Consider the following 21,991-nt stretch of genomic DNA (forward strand, 5'->3'; position numbering starts at 1 on the left):
TCATTTGCCCAAAGCGGCCCGGGAGCGTCTCTTTGGCCTTGCGACCGCACACGCTTCCGGCTGGCGGCGACGATGGAACTTTTGGTCGCCTCAGCTGTCATGGCGGGTGGGAAGGACCTCAGCGGGGGCAGCCTTCCGTGTGGGCATTGCGAGGCCGGAAGGGAAGCGGCAAGCCTTTGGCTCATGCCGGAAATCGGCCCGGCTTGCGCGCGGAAATTTGCATTCTTCGGCTCACAAGGTTGACGCTTGCCCTTCAGACACGGCAATCAAGGGGAAGGCTCTCCTATGGAAAGCCGGCGTTCATTGTCGCTGCGTTAAGGTCTCGCCGGCAGAAGACCGTGCCCGCGGCCCGGGCTCGGAAACAGTAAGGGGGAGGAAACGGCTTGGCGTTTGAAAGGCGGACGAAGGGGCTCTGGCTTGTGCTCGCCTTTTGCGCGGCGCTGGTTCTGTCTGCCTTCCCCGTTCCGGCCTTTGCCCAGTTGTTCGGCGGCCCGCAGGATGAAACGAACGAGAACGGCGCCGCCGGTGGCTTCTTCGGACCGATCGTCAATCTGTTCAGCCCCAAACCGCTGGCGTCAGGCCCCCCGGCGCCGGACGCAACACCTTATACTGTGTCGCTCACGGTTACTGGCGGCGACAGCGCGCTGAGGGACCGCATTGAGGCGGCCTCCGTGCTTGAACGGCTCAGCGAGCGTCCGCCATCGGGCGCGGCCGGCCTGGTGCGCAGGGCGCTGGCCGATCATCGTGACATCAACGCCGCTCTGTACGCGGCGGGCCATTATGGCGGCATCATCCGCATCCGCCTCGCCGGCATCGCGCCGGACGCGCCGGACATCTTCCAGCGCGTCGAGGCGGCGCGGGCGAGCGGTCCGGTGCCCGTGGAGATCGACGTGCAGGCCGGACCGCTGTTCCAGTTCGGGCGCGTGGAACTGCTCGACGCCGCGAACCGGCGCCCGCTGGCGGAAGCGCCGTCACTGACGCGGCTGCGGCTGGAGCCGGGTGAGCCAGCCCTCGCGACGTCCATCGTCCGTGCCGAAGGCGCAATCATCGACCACTGGCGACGCATGGCGCATCCCTTCGCGCGCGTGGCGGATAAGGAGGTCGTGGCTGATCACAAAACGAATAAGGTGGATGTCACCTTCCTTATCGCTCCCGGCCCAGTGGCTACGTTCGGCCATTTCACTGTCGTCGGCGCCGATTTCCTCACGCCGGGCTTCATCGAAGAGCGTATCGAGATCACTCCGGGCACGCCCTATTCGCCCGAAGTGCTGGACCGTCTGCGCCGGCGCCTGCTGGAATATGAAGCCATCGCCAGCGTGCGCATCAACGAGGCGGACAGGCTGGCGCCCGATGGTAGCCTGCCGATCACCATCGAGGTCTCGGCGCGACTGCCGCGCTATGTCGGCTTCAGCGCCACCTATTCCTCAACGGACGGTTCGGCCATCAACGCCTATTGGGGACACCGCAACCTGTTTGGCGGCGGTGAGACTCTGCGGCTCGACGCGCAGGTATCGTGGTTTGGTGAGAAATCTGAAGCTGTGCCAAACGCCGATCCGTTCGGCTACAAGCTGGCCGCCACGTTCGTGAAGCCCGGCATCTACACCGCGCAGGATGATCTCGTCGCCAACGCCGCCGTGCTGCGCGAGGTGACAAACGCCTATGTTCGCGAGGCGGTAACTCTGCTCGCCGGCATTCGTCACCGTTACAGCGACGACCTCACGCTTCAGGTGAGCCTGGACCTTGAACAGTCGCAGGTGGAGGACAGTACCGGCACCAATGATTACGGCATTGTTGGCGTGCCGATCGAACTCACCTACGACAGCACCGACAGCAAGCTCGACCCGTCGCGCGGCTGGCGCGCCACGGCGACGGTGGAGCCTTTCGCCTATCTCGGCGATGCCGGCGCCGGTCCCACGCTGTTCCGCGGCTCCGTGTCGACCTATCACGCCTTCGACGAGAACAAGCGCTTCATCCTCGCCGGCCGCATGGCCGCCGGCAGCATCATCGGCGCGGGACTCTACGACGTGCCGCCGCAGCGGCGCTTCTATGTCGGCGGCGGCGGTTCGCTACGCGGCTATGACTACCAGTCCGCCAGCCCGCGCAATGAGGACGGCATCATCATCGGCGGGCGCAGCTTCTTCGAAGCGTCGGTAGAGGCCCGCCTGCGCGTCACCGACACCATCGGCATCGTGCCGTTCTTCGACATGGGTTCGGCCTTCGCCTCCGAATGGCCGGACTTCGATAGCATCAAGTACTCGGCGGGCATCGGCCTGCGTTATTACACCGCGATCGGTCCTCTGCGGGTGGACCTCGCCTTCCCGCTCAATCCCGGGCCCGAGGATGGTGATTTCGGAGTCTATGTCAGCCTGGGGCAGGCCTTCTGATGACGCGCGCGCTCAAAATGCTTGGAATGGTCCTGCTCGCGCTGCTGCTGGTGCTGGTCGGCGCCTTCGGCGCGCTGCAAACGCCGCCGGGCAAAGCGCTGCTCGCCAACATCGCCTCGTCGCTGGCCTCCTCTCCGGGACTTATCGTTTCCGTACGCGGCCTCAGGGGATTCGTGCCGTTCGATATGAGCGTGGAGGCCATTGACCTCGCCGATGCCGAAGGGCCGTTCGCCCGCATTGAGGACACCCGGCTCGAATGGCGCCCCCTGGCGCTGCTCTCCGGGCGTGTGGAGGTCACGTCACTGTCCGCGGCACGCGTCAGCCTGAACCGCCGCCCGGTGCTGCCGTCCTCGCCCGCAAATGCCAATGGGGGATCAAGCTTCGCCTTCCCCGTGCAGATCCAGTCGCTTGCGATCGCCGACATCACCCTCGCCGAGCCTGTGCTCGACCATGCGGCGCGACTGTCCTTCAGTGGCTCTGCCGACCTCGCCTCGCTGACACAAGGCCTGTCGGCGACCTTCGCGTTCGAGCGGCTTGATGCACCGGGCTCGCTAAAGGGTTCTGCCGGCTACGCACCGGAGGCCGGCTTCCTCAACCTGGACATCACCGCGCGCGAACCGGCTGGCGGTTTGATGGCGCGCGCCGCCGGTTTCGACGGCTTGCCCGAGATTTCAGCCGACGTGAAAGGCGCCGGGCCGCTGGATGCCTGGGACGGACATTTGCGCCTGCGCGTGGGCGATCTAGCGGAAGCCAGCGGCGCCGCGGGGGTTCGCGCGGTCGCCACCGGGCACAAGATCAACCTTGCCCTTGACGCGGATCTGGCGCGTATTTTGCCGGCAAATATATCGCCGCTCTTTGAAGGTCGCAGTGAGTTAGCCGGCTCAGGAACAGTGGATTCCGGGCTGAATCTGGCCATTGAGAGTTTTACGGCCCACACCGCAGGCTTCCAGGCTCGCCTGAGCGGCTCGCTGATGGCCGATCAGTCCGCCGATCTCGCCTTCGAGGCCCAATTGGGCGACGCCGCGCGCTATGCTGAGCTCGCGCCGGGCATAGACTGGCAGGAACTCGCCCTGTCAGGCACGCTCAAAGGTGCGGTGCTCCGGCCAACCGTCGAGGCGCGAATCACCGCCGCTCAGCTGGCAGGAAAAGACTACCGCGCCGCGGCCGCAGCCGCCACGGTCCGGACGTTGCCGGATGCGGGAGGCGCCCTCGCTTTCGCCATTGAGGGAACGGCGAATGGGCTGTCGGCGCCGGACCCGGACGCTGCCGCAGCGCTTGGCACCGAGGCACGCTTTTCTGCCTCGGGAACTCTCCCCGCCAACGGCGCCGCGGTGCTTGAGGCCGCTTCCGCCGATCTCGCGGCGATAACCGCACGCTTTGCCGGGCATGCCGACTCGCGCGCCATCGACGGTGATCTTAATGTCAGCCGGCTCAACCTTGCCGCCTTCTCACCGCTTGCCGGCCGTCCCCTCGCCGGTTCAGCCGTGGTCGACGCCCGGCTTTCCGCCTCCACCGATTTCAGCCGCGCCAGCGCCGTCGTAAAAGGCCGCGCGGAGCGGCTCGAGACGGGTATCGAGCGGCTCGACGCACTGTTGGGCCGCAGCGTCCGCATCGACGGCGCCCTCGCCCGCGACGGCGCCAACGCGCTGGCCGTGGACAATCTGAAGATCGATACCGATGGCATCTCTGCGACCGTCAATGGCCGCCTCGCCACGGATGTCGCCAACCTGACCGCCGCGCTTACCCTGGACGATCTGGCGCGGCTCGATCCGCGCCTGGCCGGCGGAGCCGAGGCCAACGCCGCCTTCTCCGGGACGCTCGAGGCCCTCGGCGTGACGGCGACGTTGCACGTGCCGAATGGCATGGCGGAAGGCCGGCCGCTGCGCGATCTCACAATCGACATCAGCGCAACAGACATTACCAGGCAACTCGCTGGCGCCTTCACCCTGGCCGGTGAGATTGGCGGCAAGCCGGCGCGCGGCATCGCCGCGCTGCGGACGCAGCCGGACGGAACCCGCCAGCTGTCAGGCCTCGATCTCGCCATCGGTTCAGTCACGGCCCGTGGCGACCTGGCGCTGAGCCCCGCCGGTTTGGCCTCAGGGAGGCTCGCGATCGTTGCGGGCGACCTCGCCGACATTGCCGCGCTCACCCTCACGGAGATGGCGGGCGCGCTGAACGCCGATGTCACGCTGAGCGTCGCGCAGGGCCGCCAGAACGCCGATATACGCGCGAGCGCCCAGCAGCTGCGGGCGTTCGACCAGAGCGTCGGCTCCGCCGAGATCAATGGCCGCGTTCTCGATCTGCGCGGCGTGCCTATGCTGGATGGCACGGCGGCCTTGCGCGCCGTCTCGGTAGCGGACGTTGCCGTCGACACTGCAACCCTTCGGGCTACCGGTAACGCCACCGGCACCGACCTGACGGTGGAGGCGCTCACCCAGGGCACCAATCTGCGTGCCGGCGGCCGGCTGGAGCCACGGCCGGACGGCGCCCACCTCCGGCTCGACCGGCTCACCGCCACCCGCCCCGGGCTTAATGCGGCCCTAAGCGCGCCGGCCACCCTTACTCTCACGGGCGGCACCGTCGCCATCGACCGTTTCGCGCTCGCCGCCGGCGGCGGCACCGCCACGGTCTCGGGAACCGTCGGGGAGCGGCTCGACCTCGCAGTAGACCTCCGCGCTCTGCCGCTCTCGCTGCTCAATATCGTTGCGCCGGAAACAAACCTGTCCGGCACGCTGGCCGGCACCGCACGCATCGGCGGCACCGCCTCGGCCCCGACGGGACCGTTTGACCTGCGCATCACCCGCCTGAGCCGGCCCGACCTCGCCAGTTCCGGCGCCGGGCCGTTCGACATTGCGGCCAATGGCACGCTCGGCAATGGCAGAGCGCAGCTCAGGGCGACCATTGCGGGCACCAACCTGCAGAATTTCACCGTCAGCGGCTCGGTTCCGCTCGGGGCGGGCGATCTCGACCTCGCCTTGCGCGGCGCGATCAATCTCGCCATCGCCAATCCGATGCTCGCCGCCACCGGCGCGCGCATCACCGGCATCGCTAATGTCGACGCCACGCTGCGCGGCACTGCCGCCGCGCCTCGCGCGGGCGGCACGGTGCGGGTAAGCGGCGGGCGCTTCGACGATTCCGTCAACGGCGTGGCGCTCAGCAATATCGACGCCGTGCTCACCGGTACCGATCGCTCGGTCACGATCACCAGCTTCCGCGCCGCAACCACCAATGGCGGGAGCATCACCGGCCGTGGCAATGTCGCGCTCGATCCCGCTGCCGGCTATCCCGGCCGCATTGACCTTGATCTCGTCAACGCCGCGCTGGTGAACAGCGACCTCATGCGGCTGGTGGCGGAAGGTCGCCTCGGCGTTGAAGGCGCATTTCTCAATGGACCGCGTCTGACCGGACGGCTGGTGCTGCGCGCGCTGGACATCAACGTGCCGGACCGCTTCCCCGGTGGCGTGCAAGACCTCAATGTCCGCCACGTCAATGCCAGCGCGGAGTTCAAGCGCAAGAGCCCGACCGTCCAACGCCAACAGGGCCCCGCGCCGCCCGCGCGCAACGGCGTGGCGCTGGATCTCGTGCTGTCGGCACCGAACAACAATGTGTTTGTCCGCGGCCTCGGCATCGAGGCGCAACTCGGCGGCGAACTGAAGCTCACCGGCACGACACGCGCGCCGGTAACCCTCGGCGCCTTCCAGCTGCGGCGCGGCTCGTTCGATTTCGGTGGACGCCGTCTCACCTTCACGCGCGGCACCATCACCTTCACCGGCAACACCGATCCTGAGCTCGATTTCATCGCCGAGACGACCACGACGGATATCACCGCCCGGGTTTTGGTGTCCGGGCCGGCCTCCCGCCCCGTAGTAAGCTTCTCGTCGACCCCCACCCTGCCGCAGGACGAGGTGATCTCGCGTCTGCTGTTCGGCCGCTCCGCCGGCTCGCTCAATGGCGGCCAGGCGCTGCAACTGGCCCAGGCCGCCGCTCAATTCTCCGGTGGCGCCGGCGTACTGGAGAATGTGCGCCGCTCGCTCGGCGTCGACAGCCTCGAACTCGGCACCGATGCCGCTGGCACCGGCGGACAGGTCGGCCTTGGACGACGGCTCAATGACAACATCTATCTCGGCGTCCGCCAGGGCACGTCGGCGGGATCCAGCCGGGTCACCGTCGATGTCGACGTGACCCGGAACATTCGCCTGCAGGGCGCCACCGGCGCCGACGGCGCCGCCGAAGTCGGCATCGGCGCCCAGTGGGATTATTGATCGCTCAGGCCGGAACCGCTGCAGCCAGCCCGTAGCGGGCGGCCGGCCGGCTGAGCGATAGGCCGGGCATCATCCGCATCCGGTCATCCACCAGCACCTGCCAGGCGGCCATGTCGGGCAAGGAAGGAATGGTGATCGCCTCCCCCGCCTCGAGCCCGCGCAGCGCGGCTTCGACCAGATCGTCGGCAGACATCACCAATTCAGGCGGAAGTGCCGTCGCGTCGATGCCTGCACGGTCGAAAAATTCCGTGCGCGTATAGCCCGGCAGCACCGCCTGCACGCGCACCGGCCCGCCCCTCAGTTCACTCTGAAGCGATTGCGTGAAGGCCAGCACATAGGCCTTGGTGGCCGCATAGGCGCCAGGGAAATGCTCCGGCACCAGGGCAACGACGGACGCGATGTTGACCAGCGCTCCTTCGCCACGCTGGGCAAAGGCCGTGACAGCGGCCAGCGAGAGCCGCGTCAGCGCGGCAACGTTGAGCTGCACCATGGCATCGGTCTTCTCCGCCGCAGCGCCCAGGATCGGCCCCTCCGTGCCCATGCCTGCATTGTTCACCAGCACGGTGATCCCCTGATCCGAGGCGAGCCGGGCGGCAACGGTCTCGATGCCTTCGCTCCGCGAAAGATCGGCCACCAGCACCTCCGCCCGCCGGCCAGTCTCACCGGCAATGGCTGCCGCGAGCGATTCCAGCCGGGCTCCATCGCGGGCAACCAGCACAACGTCATGACCGCGTCGGGCGAGCTTCTCGGCATAGACCCTGCCAATGCCGCTGGAAGCGCCTGTCACCAGTGCGGTGTTTAGGGAGGAGGTCATGGTGGAGGTCTCCTGTCTGTCGCGGCCCGCATCGGGCCTCTTTCATGACCACCATCATTAATAAATTGCGCACGCTTGCGCCAGAGAGGCTGATCGGTTCTGCGTGCGGTTTCGTAAAAGTCACACAATGTCCGGAACGCTCATGCCCTCCTCCACTGAACGCCCCGCCCTTGTCTGGCTTCGCGACGATCTCCGTCTCGACGACAATCCCGCACTCGACGCGGCGCGGGCGAGCGGGCGCCCGCTGCTGCTTGTCTTCCTCCTCGACGAGGAAAGCCCCGGCCTGCGCCCGCTCGGTGGGGCCGCGCGCTGGTGGCTGGGCCGCTCGCTCAAGGCCCTGGCGGCCACCATTGAGGCCAAGGGCGGGCGATTGCTGCTGCGGCGCGGCGCGGCGCGCGTCGAGCTGATCCGCCTCGCCGGAGACGTGAACGCGCAGGCGGTCTATTGGAATCGGCGCTATGGCGCGGCCGAGATCACCGTCGATACGGCGGTGAAGTCCGCCCTTGCCGCGGCCGGCGTCGCGGTCGAGAGCTTCGGCGGCAACCTCCTCCACGAGCCCTGGACGGTGACAACGCAGTCAGGCGGTCCCTTCCGTGTCTTCACCCCCTTCTATCGCCGCGCGAGGATGCAAGCGCCGCGCACGCCGCCTCAGAACCGCCTGCCCTGGCGCTTCGCGCCCTACCCAGAGGCCGAGCGATTGGAGAACTGGGCACTGGAGCCCTCTCGGCCGGACTGGGCGGGCGGGCTGCGTGAGACGTGGACGCCGGGCGAGGAAGGCGCGCGTGACGCGCTCACCCGTTTCCTGGATGGCGGCATCGCGGGATACGCGGAGGAGCGCGATCGGCCGGACCGGCCGTCGACCTCCCGCCTCTCCCCACACCTGCGTTTCGGCGAGATGTCTCCGCACCGGATCCTTGCCGCCGTGCGGCACGCGGAAGCGGATGGAAGCGCAGCTGCGCGCGACGTGGAGAAATTCGTCAGCGAGCTCTATTGGCGCGAATTCAGCTATCACCTGCTGTTCCATTATCCGGATATCGGCACCGCCAACTTCAACGACCGTTTCGATGCCTTCGCGTGGCAGAACGCGCCTGCGCTGCTCCGCGCTTGGCGGCGTGGAATGACGGGCTATCCCATCGTCGATGCCGGCATGCGCCAACTCTGGCAGACCGGCTGGATGCATAATCGCGTGCGTATGGTGGCCGCCTCGTTCCTGATCAAACATTGTCTGACAGACTGGCGCCAAGGCGAGGCGTGGTTCTGGGACACGCTGGTGGATGCCGACCCCGCCAATAATCCCGCGAGCTGGCAATGGGTCGCCGGGTCCGGGGCCGACGCAGCCCCCTATTTCCGCATCTTCAATCCCGTCGCCCAGGGGGAGAAGTTCGATCCCGATGGCGACTATGTCCGCCACTACGTGCCGGAACTGACGGCGCTGCCCTCGAATGCCATCCACCGGCCTTGGGAAGCATCACCCGACGTGCTGCGCCGAGCAGGCGTGCGACTTGGAGAAACCTATCCCCGCCCCATCGTCGACCATGCCGCCGCCCGCGACCGCGCACTCGAACGCTTTCAGGCCATTCGCGGGGATTAGGCCGGCGCCCGGTTGCCGAGACGGGCATGCATCACTAACTTCGTGGACCGTCAATTCGGAAGAAGAAACAGGTCCATGGAAATCCGCAACGGTCTCGTCGAGGCGATCGGCAACACGCCGCTCATCAAGCTCAAGCGCGCTTCCGAGGCCACCGGCTGCACCATCCTCGGGAAAGCCGAGTTCCTCAATCCCGGTCAATCGGTGAAGGACCGCGCGGCCCTGTTCATCATTCAGGACGCCGTGGCGCGCGGCCAGCTTCGCCCCGGCGGTGTCATTGTCGAAGGCACGGCGGGCAATACCGGCATCGGCCTCGCGCTCGTGGGCAACGCGCTTGGCTTCCGCTCAGTGATCGTCATTCCCGAGACGCAGAGCCAGGAAAAGAAGGACATGCTCCGCCTCGCCGGCGCCACGCTCGTGGAAGTGCCGGCCGTCGCCTACGCCAACCCGAACAACTATGTGAAAGTGTCCGGCCGGCTCGCTGAGGCGCTGGCGGCAACCGAGCCGAATGGCGCGGTCTGGGCCAACCAGTTCGACAATGTCGCGAACCGCCTCGCCCATATCGAAACCACGGGACCGGAAATCTGGGCGCAGACCAATGGCAAGGTCGACGGTTTCGTCTGCGCCGTCGGCACCGGCGGCACGCTGGCGGGCACCGGCATCGCGCTCAAGGCGCGCAACCCGGCGATCCGGATCGGCCTTGCCGATCCCTTCGGCGCAGCGCTCTACAGCTATTACACCACAGGAGAATTGAAGGCCGAAGGTTCGTCGATCACCGAAGGCATAGGCCAGGGCCGCATCACCGCCAATCTGGAGGGTGCGCCGATCGACTGCGCCTATCAGATCGGCGACGCGGAGGCGGTTGAGATCGTGTTCGACCTGCTGGAGCATGAGGGTCTTTGCCTTGGCGGCTCCTCCGGCATCAACATCGCCGGCGCGATCCGGCTGGCGAAGGAGCTCGGGCCGGGCCACACCATCGTCACCATTCTTTGCGACTTCGGCACCCGTTATCAGTCGAAGCTCTTCAATCCCGACTTCCTGCGCGAGAAGGGCCTGCCCGTGCCGGGCTGGCTCGAGCGCAGCGTCGACGTTCCCAATGTACTGGTGTGATGGCAACGCTTCTGCTCTTTCGCGACGACGCCTACCAGACCGAAACCTCCGCCGTCGTCACCGCGCTGACGCCGGAGGGAGGCATCGTAGTAGACCGTACGGTGTTCTACGCCAGTGCCGGCGGCCAGCCGGGGGATCGCGGCGCCCTAATCCGCGCGGATGGCAGCGAGATTTGCATTGAGACGGCGGTCTACGGCCCTTCCAAGGTCGACGTGATCCATGTCCCGGCCCCCGCAGCCGAATTGCCCGAACTGGGCGAGGCCGTGACGTTGCGGCTGGATTGGCCGACCCGCCACAAGCGGATGCGCATGCACACCGCGCTGCATCTGCTCTCCGTCGCCCTGCCCTTTCCCGTCACCGGCGGGTCGATCGGTGAGGAAGAGAGCCGCCTCGATTTCGACATTCCCGATGCCGGCCTCGACAAGGACGCCATCACCGCCAAGCTGGCGGAAATGATCGCCACCGGCGCCAGAGTGACCGAACGCTGGATCTCGGACGACGAATTGCTCGCCAATCCCGGGCTGGTGAAGACCATGTCGGTCAAGCCGCCCCTGGGAAGCGGCAAGGTCCGCCTGGTCGAGATCGAGGGGATCGACCTGCAGCCTTGCGGCGGCACACATGTTCGCAGCCTCAACGAGATCGGCGCCGTGCAGGTGACCAAGATCGAAAAGAAGGGCCAGCAGAACCGCCGCGTGCGGCTGGCCTGGGCTTGATGTCCGCGCGCGGTTCCGGAGTACCCTATGCCCGAATCCGATCTGCCTGATGTCAGCCGCTTCGTTTCCACGGAATGGCTCGCCGCCCATCTAGGGGCGCCCAACCTGGTCGTGGTGGATGGCTCCTGGCACATGCCGGCGAGCGGCCGGAAGGCACGCGAGGAATATCTCAAGGCGCATATTCCGGGCGCGGTGTTCTTCGACATTGACGGCATTTCGGACCTGACGAGCCCGCTGCCGCACATGTTGCCCTCCGAGACTTTGTTCCGGGCGGCGATGGAATCGCTCGGCATCGGCCGGCAGATGAAGATCGTCGTCTATGACACGCAGGGCCTGTTCTCGGCGCCGCGCGTCTGGTGGACCCTGCGGGCCTTCGGCGCGGTTGATGTGGCCATTCTCGATGGCGGCTTCCCCAAATGGCTGACCGAAGGCCGCCCGACCGAGGCAGGCGAGGCCCCTTATCTTCCCGCCCGTTTCGACGCGAAGCTGGACACGAACTGGGTAGCCTCGCTCGACGATGTCGCCGCCCGGCTTGCTGACCGCAGTGCACAGGTGCTCGATGCGCGCGCGGCGGAACGCTTCCGCGGCGAGGCGCCGGAACCGCGCGCCGGTGTCCGTCCGGGGCACATTCCCGGCGCGCGCAACCTGCCCGTGTCCGAGGTGGTGAAGGATGGCCGGCTTGTCGATGCCGCTACCATCCGCCAGGCGGTGAAGGAAGCAGGCATCGACCTCTCCCAGCCCGTCATCACCAGCTGCGGCTCCGGCGTCACCGCCGCCATATTGTGGCTGGCACTGGACACGATCGGAACACCACCGGTCGCGCTATATGACGGCTCGTGGACCGAGTGGGGCGCCTCCGACAAACCGGTGGCGACAGGACCGGCGGACTGAGCAGGCACCGGCAGCTGTAGCTTTGCCCCAATGAAAAACGGCCGGAGCGCCCGAGCGCTCCGGCCGTTTCTGTTTCGCCCGCTCGTTCAGTGCAGGATCTGGCTGAGGAACAGCTTGGTGCGCTCATGCTGCGGGTTGGAGAAGAACGCTTCCGGCTCGTTCATCTCGATGATCTGCCCGGCATCCATGAAGATCACCCGGTTGGCCACCTGGCGGGCGAAGCCCATCTCGTGGGTCACGCACAGCATGGTCATGCCCTCTTCGGCGAGGCTCACCATGGTCTCCAGCACTTCCTTGACCATTTCCGGGTCGAGCGCCGAGGTCGGCTCGTCGAACAGCATGATCTTGGGCTTCATGCACAGCGCACGGGCGATGGCGACGCGCTGCTGCTGGCCGCCGGAAAGCTGGCCGGGATATTTGTTCGCCTGCTCCGGGATTTTGACCTTGCGCAGGAAGTGCATCGCCAGTTCGTCGGCATCCTTCTTGGGCATCTTGCGGACCCAGATCGGCGCCAGCGTCAGGTTTTCCAGAATGGTGAGATGCGGGAACAGGTTGAAGTGCTGGAAGCACATGCCGACCTCGCGGCGGATCTCGTCGATGCGCTTGAGGTCGTTGGTCAGTTCGATGCCATCGACGATGATCGAGCCCTGCTGGTGCTCCTCCAGCCGGTTGATGCAGCGGATCATGGTGGACTTGCCCGAGCCCGACGGCCCGCAAATGACGATGCGCTCGCCGCGATGCACCCTGAGATTGATGTCCTTCAGCACATGGAACTCGCCATACCATTTATGCACGCCGACGAGATCGACGGCGACCTCCCGTCCCGGGCGCGTATGGACGGCGGGGAGTTGGTCAGGGGAAACGGTCGAATGAAGTTCACTCATATTGGTTTCTCCGTTTCTCAATGCCGGTGGGAGGTGTTGAGCCGCCGCTCCACGAAGAGCGAGTAGCGTGACATGCCGAAGCAGAAGAAGAAATAGACCACGCCGGCAAAGGCGAAGCCCGTATAGAGCGTCACCGGCGTCGCCCAGTTGGGGTCGGTGAAGGCGGCACGCAGCTGGCCAAGGAAGTCGAAGATCGAGACGATCAGCACCAGCGTCGTGTCCTTGAACAGGCTGATGAAGCTGTTCACGATGCCGGGAATGACCAGGGTCAGCGCCTGCGGCAGGATGATGAGGCGCATCATCTGGCTCCAGGTCAGCCCGACCGCCATCGCTCCCTCATACTGGCCCTTGGGGATGGCCTGCAGGCCGCCGCGCACCACCTCCGCCATATAGGCAGCCGAGAACAGAGCGACGCCGACGAGCGCCCGCAGCAAGGCGTCCGGGTTCGTGCCCTGGGGCAGGAACAGCGGCAGCATGTAGGTGGCGAAGAACAGCACCGTGATCAGCGGCACGCCGCGCCAGAACTCGATGAAGATCACCGAGAGCAGTCGAACCACCGGCATTTGCGAGCGCCTGCCAAGCGCGAGCAGAATGCCGAGCGGCAGGGAGGCGACAATCCCGGTGACCGCGATCACCAGCGTCACCAGCAGCCCGCCCCACTGCCGCGTCTCGACATAGCTAAGCCCGACATCGACATCCCAGCAGAAGATGACCGCGCCGAGCGCCAGAAACACGAACAGGGTGGTGCGCGCGGCGGAACGGCCATCCCCCCCCAACAGTGCGATAAACCCGCCGATGGCCGCCATAAACAGCAGGGTCGTCAGCAAGAAGTCGACCCAGAAGGCGAGGTTGATGCCCCCCAGTTGCGCGTCACCGACAAACGGGCGGATCAGGCCGAAGCGCTCCAGCAGGAAAGCCGAAGCGTTGATGTTGCCGCCGGTCAACAGCACGAAGGCCACCACGGGATAGACAACGAAGAAGAGGAACGAGCCCGTCCGCTTGAACGGGAAGCTCGGCACGAGAAGAGGCACCAGCAGCACCGCGCCGAGGGCGAAGACGATGTCCACACGCCAGCGCTCGTCGATCGGGTAGAAACCGTAGATCAGCTGGCCGAACTTGGCGTGGATGAACGGCCAGCAGGCCCCGACATCGGGGCCGAGGCAGGCCTCGCGGTTCTCGCCGGTCCACACCGCGTCGATGAACATGAAGCGGACAAAGGGCGGCACCACCGCAATCACCAGCAGGATGCCGAGAAGGGTCAGCAGAGTATTGAAGATGCCGGAGAACAGGTTCTCCCGCATCCAGGCCACCGGGCCGATGCGCAGCTTGGGCGGCGGAAGGACCGGCGCCATCTCGTTGCGGATGAAAGTTCCGTCGTCGAAGGTCATGCTCATGGCCGGCTCACCGTTCCACCAGCGCGACGCGCTTGTTGTAGGCGTTCATGATGATCGCAGTGATGATCGAGAGCAGGAGATAGACGCCCATGGTTATGGCGATGATCTCGATCGCCTGACCCGTCTGGTTGAGCGACGTGCCGGCGAATACCGCAACGAGATCGGGATAGCCGATGCCGACGGCAAGCGACGAGTTCTTGGTGAGGTTCAAATACTGGCTGGTCAGCGGGGGAATGATCACCCGCATGGCCTGGGGAATGACCACCAGACGCAGCGTCTGTCCATGGCGCAGGCCGAGCGAATGCGCCGCCTCCGTCTGCCCATGGCTCACCGACTGGATACCGGCGCGCACATTCTCGGCAATAAAGGCCGCCGTATAGGTGGCCAGCGCGAGCGTGAGGGCGACGAATTCCGGAATCACCCGCACGCCGCCGACGAAATTGAATCCCTTGAGTTCGGGCACCTCGAAGCTGATGGGGAAACCGGTCGCGATCATCGCAACCAGCGGCAGACCGATGAGCAGGCCTAGCGAGACCCACAACACAGGCAGCCGGCGCCCCGTCTCCTCCTGCCGGCTCGTAGCCCAGTGGCGAAACAGGATGACGCCGAGGATGGCGAGGCCGATCGCCCAGACGACGATGCCAGCGCCCTCACCGAACAGCGGGCGCGGAATGATGATGCCACGATTTGATATGAAGACTTCGCCAAAGACGCTGATGCTGTTGCGCGGCCCGGGCATCGCGCTCAGAACGGCCAGGTACCAGAACAGAATTTGGAACAACGGCGGCAGGTTGCGCAGCACCTCGACATAGACGGTCGAAATCGTGCGCACCATGAAGTTCTTCGACAGGCGGCCTATGCCGACCAGAAAGCCGATAATCGTAGCGAGGAAAATGCCGACCACCGCGACCAGAATGGTGTTCAGCAGGCCGACAATGAAGGCGCGGCCATAGGTCGATGTTTCGGAATAGGGGATCAGCGTCTGGTTGATGCCGAAGCCGGCCGTGTTGTCCAGAAAGCCAAATCCGGTGGCGATCTTCTGCGCCGCGAGGTTGTCGCGCGCGTTCTCGGCGAAGCTCCAGCCGAGAAAAATGACCACGATCAGGGCCACAAGCTGAAGGCCGATGCTGCGGACCTTCGGGTCGTTGATGAATGAAGTCTTCTCGTGCCCGCCGGCGGGCCCAGCCAAATCCGTCATAGTCCCCCTCGCCTCGGATCGAGGCCCGAAATGTTCCGGTGCCGGACTTTTGCCAGCTTCTCCGGAGCGGGGAGGCTCCCGACGCGCGGGAGCCTCCTTATGTCGATGTGTCAGCGGATCGGCGGGGCGTACTGGATGCCACCCTTGTTCCACAGCGCATTGAGGCCGCGAGTGAGCTTCAGGGGCGTGTCGGGACCGACGGTGCGGTCATACATCTCGGCGTAGTTGCCGACATTCTTAATGATCAGGTAGCCCCAATCATTGCCGATGCCCATGCCCTCGCCATACTTGCCCTCGGTGCCGAGCAGACGCTTGATCTCCGGGTTGGTGGCGTTCTTGAGCTGGTCGTCGACGTTCTTGGAGTTGACGCCGAGTTCTTCGGCGTTGAGCTGGGCGAACAGCACCCACTTCACGATATCGAACCACTGGTCATCGCCATGAGCGACCACCGGACCGAGCGGCTCCTTGGAGATGATCTCGGGCAGCACCACGTGGTCGTCGGGATTCGTCAGCTTGAGGCGTTCACCGGCCAGACCCGAACGGTCGGTGGTGAGCACGTCGCAGCGCCCGGCGTCGTAGGCCTTGACCACTTCGTCATTGGTGGCGAAGGCGATGACCTCATAGGTCATGTTGTTGGCGCGGAAATAGTCGGCGAGGTTCTGCTCGGTCGTGGTGCCGGTCTGCGTGCAGACCGAGGCGCCGGAGAGTTCGAGCGCCGAATTCACCTTCTTGTCCTTACGGATCATGAAGCCCTGGCCGTCATAATAGGTGACGCCGGTGAAGTTCAGGCCCAGCGACGTGTCGCGGGTGATGGTCCAGGTCGTGTTGCGCGACAGGATGTCGATGTCGCCGGACTGCAGTGCGGTAAAGCGGTCCTTGGCCGAGAGCGGCGTGAACTTCACCTTGGTGGCGTCGCCGAAGATGGCAGCCGCAACCGCACGGCAGAATTCCACATCGAGGCCGCTCCACTCACCCTTGTCATTGGGGTTGGAGAAGCCGGGCAGGCCCTGGCTGACGCCGCACTGGACAAAGCCCTTCGACTTCACCTGCTCAAGCTTGGTGGCCGCCTGCGCACCGAAGGCGCAAAGGCCCATGGCACCCGCAAGGGCGAATGTGGAGAGGAGGCGTTTCATGATGGCAGCCTTCTTCATTCGGATTGGAGCTGACGTTTCCGCCGCAACGCTGCGGAACGGAACGGGCGACAGAAAAGGCAATTCGCATGCCGCGGAGGACTTCCGGCAACGTGTCATGCCTGCGTCCTTCGTCTTATAGTGCCCAGAAGACCCCCTCGGGCACCATTGCAGCGAACGCAGCGTCATCAGAGCGCCGCAATCAGGCCCGGTCAAGCGCTTGACGGCGCACCACCCCTCCCTTCCCTATGCGACCTTCGATATTCTCGCTTCAGCAGGCTACAACCATGGCGAACAAGGCAAAAACCACACTCCCCGGCAATCTCTCCGTGGAGACCGAACTCGTCCTCGCCGGACGCGATCCGTTTCGCCATGACGGCTTCGTGAACACCCCCATCGTCCGAGGCTCGACCGTTCTCTCGCCCAGCGTCGCGGACCTTGAGGGCCATACTGGCCGCTATACCTATGGCCGGCGCGGTAACCCCACGGTCGAGAGCCTGGAATCCGCCCTGACTCGCCTCGAAGGCGGCGCCGGCGTGGTGCTGACGCCGTCCGGCCTTTCCGCCGTCAGCATCGCCCTTCTGTCAGTCCTGAAGGCGGGGGACCATCTGCTGATGGTCGACAGCGCCTATCAGCCGACCCGCCGCATCTGCGATGAGGTGCTGACGCGCTACGGGATGGAAACCACCTATTATGACCCGCTGATCGCCGACGACATCGCCAGCCTTATCCGCCCCCACACCCGCGCCATCTTCCTCGAATCCCCCGGCTCACAATCCTTCGAGATCCAGGACATACCCGCCATCGTCGCTGCCGCCTCCGCGCGCGATATCACGACGCTGATGGACAATACGTGGGCAACGCCGCTGTTTTTCCGCCCGCATGATTTCGGCGTGGATGTGTCCATTCAGGCCGGCACGAAATATCTCAGCGGCCATTCCGACCTGAATATCGGCACCATTTCGGCCAATGGGCGCACCTTCCGCCGCATCCTCGCGACCCATGGCGACCTCGGCATCACCGTCGCGCCGGAGGATGCCTTCCTCGCGTCGCGCGGCCTGCGCACCATGGCGATACGGCTCGAACGCCACCAGCAATCAGCGCTCGCGGTGGCACGCTGGCTCTCGTCGCGGCCGGAAGTGCGACGGGTTCTGCATCCGGGTCTGCCTGAGCACCCCGGCCACGCCTTGTGGAAGCGCGACTTCAAGGGCGCGTCGGGTCTGTTCAGCATCATCCTCGAACCGGTGCCGAAGCCGGCCGTCGACGCCTTCCTCGACAGCCTGGCGCTTTTTGGCCTCGGCTACAGCTGGGGCGGCTATGAGAGCCTCGCCATACCGTTCGACTGCAGCGCCTATCGTAGCGCGACCCGCTGGAATCCGGGCGGCCCGGCGATCCGCCTGCAGATCGGCCTTGAAGACCCCGCCGATCTCATCGCCGACCTCGATTCCGGCTTCGCGGCCCTCGCGGCGGCGCTCTGAACGCACCGACACGTCCGGGCGGGCGGCGACTTGCCGTCAGCCCGGACGATAAGGCGCCAGCCGCACCTCGCGCAGCCCGTTATAGTCGAAGCCGCGCAGATCCGCCCCACGCTGGATGCGCAAACCGATGGCCTCCGCCCGGCGGGCAAAGCGCGGCTCCTGCCGCTTTTCCACGAAGGCGACCCGGCAGGTGCCGCCGGCCTTGAGGAAGTCCGCGGCCGCCGCCCCGTCAAGAAAGCGCGGCGCATTGGGTAGGAGCAGCGCGAAGCTCGGCTCGTTATAGCCGGCTATGGCCACCTCGATCGGGCCTGCATCGGCCCCGCAGGATTCGCGCGCGGTCGCGGCCACCACGCGCGGCGCCATCCAGAAGCTCTCAATGTTCGGAAGCACCAACTGCATCACGCCCAAGCCGGACACGAGCATGCCAGCAATGGCGACCAGCGCGGCTTTCTCCACGCCATAGTCGCGGACGGAAGCGGCCGCGATCACCAACGCGAAGAAGCCCATCAGCAGCAGCGGCCACGCGAGCACGCTGGTCGTGCGATCGAACACGGCCATGCCCAGCAGCGCTCCCACCGCGATCACCGCTCCGATCAGCGGCCACAGCCAGAGCACCCGCGTGAGCCGCGTATTGCCGATCGCGAGCGCTCCCCGCTCGACCGCCAGAGCGATCAATATCGCAATAGCCGGCAGCGTGGGCGCCACATAGGCAGGGACCTTGGTCGGCAGGATTTCGAAAAGAACCCAGACCGGCACGACCCAGGCGAGCAAAAAGCGCACGGTGCCAATGCGTCGGGCTTTCCAAAGAATGGGGATCGCGAGGGGAGCCAGCGGCGCCGCCGGCCAGAACAGGGCGAAGAACAACAGCAGATACACGCCCGGGAGACCGGTAAAGCCCTGGTACTCCCGCGCCACCGGCCCCAGCAGCGTGCGCGCGAGCAATTCCGGCTGTGTCTCCGCCGGCCCATAGCGACGCAACACGACCCAGCCGATGACGACCAGCAGGAGGAGAGCCAGCCCGGCATACGAGCGCGCACGCCGCAGGAAGAGTGCCGAGCGGTCCACCGCTACCAGCGCCACCAGCGGCAGCACAACGTAGAGGGGGGTCATCAGCCCCTTGGTGAACAGCCCGAATGCCAGAGCCGTCCAGAAGACCAGCGCGACGCGCGACTCATAAGCGGACTGGTGCCAGGCACCTGCCGCTCCGCGCTGGCGCTCGGCCAGATAGAGCCGGCCCATCGCTCCGAGCATCGCCGCGACCGCCGCGATCAGGAACACTTCCGGCACAGCGAGCCGCCCGGCGACACCAAGGGCAACGCTGCTGGCCAGCAGGCTGCCGGCCAGTAGCGCACCACGGCGGTGCGTGAAGGCCAGTGCCGCCCAGAAGGTCAGCAGCACGGCGGCGATGGCCCCCGCCAGAGACGGCAGGCGATAAAGCCAAACGCGGGTCGGCGCATCGGGAACGCCGACAACCTCCGCAGCCTTGACCATCCCGGCCTGCATCCAGTGCAGCCCAAGCGCCTGCGTGCGCTTGGGCTCCCAGCCGAGCCTCGTTTCCGTCAGCGCACCCGTTTCCGCCATATGGCGGCTGATCAAGGCATAACGCGCGCCGTCCCTGTCCACGGGGGGAATCGAGAAGAGGCCGGGCAGCAGCGCCACCAGACACAGGCCGACGAGGAACAGGCAGGCCCGGCGGTCGGTATGGCAGCACGCCTCGAACAACGCGACGATGCGATCCGGAAGGCGCGGGCCCCGCGCGGAATAAAGCGGGGCGGAACGTGCCTTGCGGCCCGAAGCAAATGACTTCATCGAATGGAATCCCTCCCGGCTCGATGAAACCTTAGCAGACCGACCGGCCACCCCGCATCCGGGAGTGCCGCCGGTCCGCCACCGTGCGGTCAGGTCAGGCCGGCACTTTCTCTCCGCCCGCACCCGCCGTCGCCGTGAGCCCACCCGCTTCCTCGATAAAGCGCGCCACCTCGGCAACACCATCGCCTGCCCGCACATTGGCGAACACGAAGGGGCGGCGCCCCCGCATGCGGCGCGAATCCCGGTCCATCACGTCGAGCGAGGCGCCCACCAGCGGGGCGAGATCCATTTTGTTGATGACGAGGAGATCGGAGCGGGTGATGCCGGGTCCGCCCTTGCGCGGGATCTTCTCACCGGCGGAAACATCGATGACATAGATCGTCAGGTCCGCCAGCTCCGGCGAAAAGGTTGCGGCGAGGTTGTCACCACCGGACTCAATGAGGATCAGGTCAAGCCGAGGGAAGCGTGCGCGCATCTCGGCGATAGCGGCGAGGTTGGCGGAAGCATCCTCTCGAATCGCCGTGTGCGGACAGCCGCCCGTCTCCACGCCCATGATGCGCTCGGCCGGAAGCGCGCCGGCGCGGGTGAGGATTTCCGCGTCCTCCTTGGTGTAGATGTCGTTGGTGATGGCAGCGAGGTCGTAGCGCTCGCGAAAAGTCCGGCATAGCGCCTCCATCAGCGCCGTCTTGCCCGAACCGACCGGCCCGCCAATGCCGACCCGGAGCGGGCCGCTCGTGTCGCTCGCCATGATTGTCTCCTCGCCTTCAGCTGCGGAACAGCCGCGTGTACTGCGTCTCGTGACGCATCGACGCGATATCGGATTTGAGCGCCGCCCCGCCGAGGCGATCCAGCGGCATCTCGGCCGCATGCGGGGCAACCTCGCGGACGATGGCCAGGGTCGCAGCCAGCGCCCGGTTGCCGTCGGTCTGGCCGAGCGGCACGAGCCTAACGGCGGCAGAGATGAGATTCGCCGCGACGGCGCTGAGGAAGGCGGAAACCGTGGCCGCCAGCGGCAGGCCATGCGCTGCCGCAGCGATGCCCACGGCCGTGGGATAGGCGACGCGTCCGTCCCAGAGGTCCGGCAGCCGCTCCAGCAGCGGCGCCGGCCACGCGGCGCGGGTGGCGGCGAGGAAGGCCTCGCCCTGATTCAGCGTTTCCATCTGCCGCTCGCGCGAGGGCGCGAAGGCGGCAGCGAGTTCCAGGACATCGCGCAGCCGCGCATCGTTGCTCTCCCGCGCCGCTTCAAAGGCGTGCGCCAGCAGAACAGCATCGGCGAACGGACCGCCGTGGCGCAGAAGATCGTCCACCCAGCCGGTGAGTGAGGCGAGATCGGAGACTTCCTGCGTCTCCACCGCCCATTCGAGCCCGTGCGAATAGGCGAATGCCCCCACGGGATAGGCCGGCGACAGCCAGACGAACAGGGCCAGGAGATCGGGCGAGGCGCCAGAGAGCGCCACAGGTGCCTCGCTCATGCCCGCGCCCTAGTGCCCGTGCTTGTGGCCGTGCGCATGGCCATGATGTTCATGGTCATGGCCATGCTTGTGGTCATGGCCGTGCTCATGCGCATGGTCGTGGCCGCAACCGCAATCGGGACCGTGCTCGTGCGCGGCCGGCTTGCCGTCCTGAACGTGCAGCACATCGCGCTCTCGAGCGGGCGCGTGATGGGCGTGCTCATGACCATGGTGATCATGGCCATGGTGGTCATGATGCGCATGCCCGTGATCATGGTGCGCATGATCGTGGTGGTCATGAGCGTGATGATCATGATCGTGATGGTCATGGCCGCAGCCGCAGGCCTCGCCATGGGCGTGGTCGTGATGGTGGTCATGGCCGTGGGCGTGGTGCCCGTGCGCCTCGGCGGCTTCATAGGCACCGCCCTCCGGCTCGAACGCCGCGTCGACCACCGCGACGGTCGCGCCAAGGCCACGCGCCATCTCCTCCAGCACGCTGTCGCGGGCGATGCGGATGCGATCGGCAAGAAGCTCCGCCGGCACATGGCGGTTGCCCAGATGCCAGGCAAGCCGCGCCAGATGATGCGCATCCTGCGCCACGATCTCCGCCACCGGCTCCTCGGCCGCGACCACCGCCACGATGCGCCCGTCTTCGAGCGAGAGGCCGTCTCCGTCTTTCAGCCGCGTCGCCTCGACAAGGTCGAGCAGGAAGGTCACGTCACCCTCGCCGCGCATGGCGATACGGCGGCGGTAGCGCCCGTCATGCGGCAGCACCACACGGTCAGCGGCGGTGGCGGCATCCCAGCTGCCGGCGGGAAGCACAGTGCGGGCACGGATCATGGGACAACTCCGGTGGGGGCGACGCGCAATCTCGGCGTCCTTCCC

16 protein-coding genes are annotated in these 21,991 nt (G+C 66.2%); 7 read left to right on the top strand and 9 right to left on the bottom strand.

Annotated elements, in window-relative coordinates; all coding sequences use genetic code 11:
- Positions 1 to 383 precede the first annotated feature (383 nt).
- Together K9D25_RS17875 and K9D25_RS17880 are read left to right on the top strand one after the other, a co-directional pair.
- Positions 384 to 2,384 carry an autotransporter assembly complex protein TamA gene (locus tag K9D25_RS17875; protein WP_244376956.1) on the top strand — a complete coding sequence of 667 codons (2,001 nt, stop codon included), beginning with the start codon at positions 384 to 386 and terminating at the stop codon, positions 2,382 to 2,384.
- On the top strand, positions 2,384 to 6,646 hold the full coding sequence (locus K9D25_RS17880) for a translocation/assembly module TamB domain-containing protein (protein WP_244376957.1): 4,263 nt from the start codon (positions 2,384 to 2,386) through the stop codon (positions 6,644 to 6,646). Before K9D25_RS17875 ends, K9D25_RS17880 begins: the two co-directional genes overlap by 1 nt.
- Positions 6,647 to 6,650: 4 nt before the next feature.
- On the opposite strand, the gene K9D25_RS17885 is transcribed toward K9D25_RS17880, so the two are convergent.
- On the bottom strand, positions 6,651 to 7,460 hold the full coding sequence (locus K9D25_RS17885; RefSeq protein ID WP_244376958.1) for an SDR family NAD(P)-dependent oxidoreductase: 810 nt from the start codon (positions 7,458 to 7,460) through the stop codon (positions 6,651 to 6,653).
- 142 nt (positions 7,461 to 7,602) lie between these two features.
- On the opposite strand from K9D25_RS17885, the gene K9D25_RS17890 reads away from it, so the two are divergent.
- The 4 genes from K9D25_RS17890 (at position 7,603) to sseA (ending at position 11,762) form a co-directional block, all read left to right on the top strand.
- Complete coding sequence (locus K9D25_RS17890) at positions 7,603 to 9,051, top strand: cryptochrome/photolyase family protein (RefSeq protein WP_244450906.1); 1,449 nt, start codon at positions 7,603 to 7,605, stop codon at positions 9,049 to 9,051.
- Positions 9,052 to 9,126: 75 nt separating this feature from the next.
- Complete coding sequence (locus tag K9D25_RS17895; protein WP_244376959.1) at positions 9,127 to 10,158, top strand: cysteine synthase A; 1,032 nt, start codon at positions 9,127 to 9,129, stop codon at positions 10,156 to 10,158.
- Positions 10,158 to 10,871: an alanyl-tRNA editing protein gene (locus tag K9D25_RS17900; protein ID WP_244376960.1), complete on the top strand. Its 714-nt coding sequence runs from the start codon at positions 10,158 to 10,160 to the stop codon at positions 10,869 to 10,871. The genes K9D25_RS17895 and K9D25_RS17900 overlap by 1 nt, the downstream gene beginning before the upstream one ends.
- A 27-nt stretch (positions 10,872 to 10,898) precedes the next feature.
- On the top strand, positions 10,899 to 11,762 hold the full coding sequence (gene sseA / locus K9D25_RS17905) for a 3-mercaptopyruvate sulfurtransferase (RefSeq protein WP_244376962.1): 864 nt from the start codon (positions 10,899 to 10,901) through the stop codon (positions 11,760 to 11,762).
- Positions 11,763 to 11,848: 86 nt separating this feature from the next.
- Here sseA and K9D25_RS17910 read toward each other — a convergent pair whose 3' ends face one another.
- From K9D25_RS17910 to K9D25_RS17925, 4 genes are all read right to left on the bottom strand, one after another.
- Entirely contained in the window at positions 11,849 to 12,646 is a 798-nt protein-coding gene (locus K9D25_RS17910) for an amino acid ABC transporter ATP-binding protein (protein ID WP_244376964.1), read from the bottom strand.
- A 17-nt stretch (positions 12,647 to 12,663) separates the two neighbouring features.
- Complete coding sequence (locus tag K9D25_RS17915) at positions 12,664 to 14,040, bottom strand: amino acid ABC transporter permease (protein ID WP_244376966.1); 1,377 nt, start codon at positions 14,038 to 14,040, stop codon at positions 12,664 to 12,666.
- A gap of 7 nt (positions 14,041 to 14,047) precedes the next feature.
- The gene (locus K9D25_RS17920) at positions 14,048 to 15,238 is read right to left on the bottom strand and encodes an amino acid ABC transporter permease (protein ID WP_244376968.1); all 1,191 of its coding nucleotides are present in this window, start codon (positions 15,236 to 15,238) and stop codon (positions 14,048 to 14,050) included.
- A gap of 110 nt (positions 15,239 to 15,348) precedes the next feature.
- The gene (locus tag K9D25_RS17925) at positions 15,349 to 16,371 is read right to left on the bottom strand and encodes an amino acid ABC transporter substrate-binding protein (RefSeq protein WP_244376970.1); all 1,023 of its coding nucleotides are present in this window, start codon (positions 16,369 to 16,371) and stop codon (positions 15,349 to 15,351) included.
- A 284-nt stretch (positions 16,372 to 16,655) separates the two neighbouring features.
- On the opposite strand from K9D25_RS17925, the gene metC reads away from it, so the two are divergent.
- On the top strand, positions 16,656 to 17,846 hold the full coding sequence (gene metC / locus K9D25_RS17930; RefSeq protein WP_244376972.1) for a cystathionine beta-lyase: 1,191 nt from the start codon (positions 16,656 to 16,658) through the stop codon (positions 17,844 to 17,846).
- A 36-nt stretch (positions 17,847 to 17,882) separates the two neighbouring features.
- Here metC and K9D25_RS17935 read toward each other — a convergent pair whose 3' ends face one another.
- The 4 genes from K9D25_RS17935 to K9D25_RS17950 form a co-directional block, all read right to left on the bottom strand.
- Positions 17,883 to 19,655, bottom strand: coding sequence for a glycosyl transferase (locus K9D25_RS17935; RefSeq protein ID WP_244376974.1), 1,773 nt, complete (start codon positions 19,653 to 19,655; stop codon positions 17,883 to 17,885).
- Between the two features lie 94 nt (positions 19,656 to 19,749).
- Positions 19,750 to 20,403 (bottom strand): urease accessory protein UreG, encoded by a 654-nt coding sequence (ureG, locus tag K9D25_RS17940; RefSeq protein ID WP_244376976.1) that lies wholly within the window; start codon positions 20,401 to 20,403, stop codon positions 19,750 to 19,752.
- 16 nt (positions 20,404 to 20,419) lie between these two features.
- Positions 20,420 to 21,127 carry an urease accessory protein UreF gene (locus tag K9D25_RS17945; protein ID WP_244376978.1) on the bottom strand — a complete coding sequence of 236 codons (708 nt, stop codon included), beginning with the start codon at positions 21,125 to 21,127 and terminating at the stop codon, positions 20,420 to 20,422.
- A 9-nt stretch (positions 21,128 to 21,136) separates the two neighbouring features.
- Positions 21,137 to 21,946 (bottom strand): urease accessory protein UreE, encoded by an 810-nt coding sequence (locus K9D25_RS17950; RefSeq protein WP_347881454.1) that lies wholly within the window; start codon positions 21,944 to 21,946, stop codon positions 21,137 to 21,139.
- Between the last annotated feature and the right edge of the window lie 45 nt (positions 21,947 to 21,991).

This window comes from Ancylobacter polymorphus (genome assembly GCF_022836935.1).
GTDB lineage: Bacteria > Pseudomonadota > Alphaproteobacteria > Rhizobiales > Xanthobacteraceae > Ancylobacter > Ancylobacter polymorphus_A.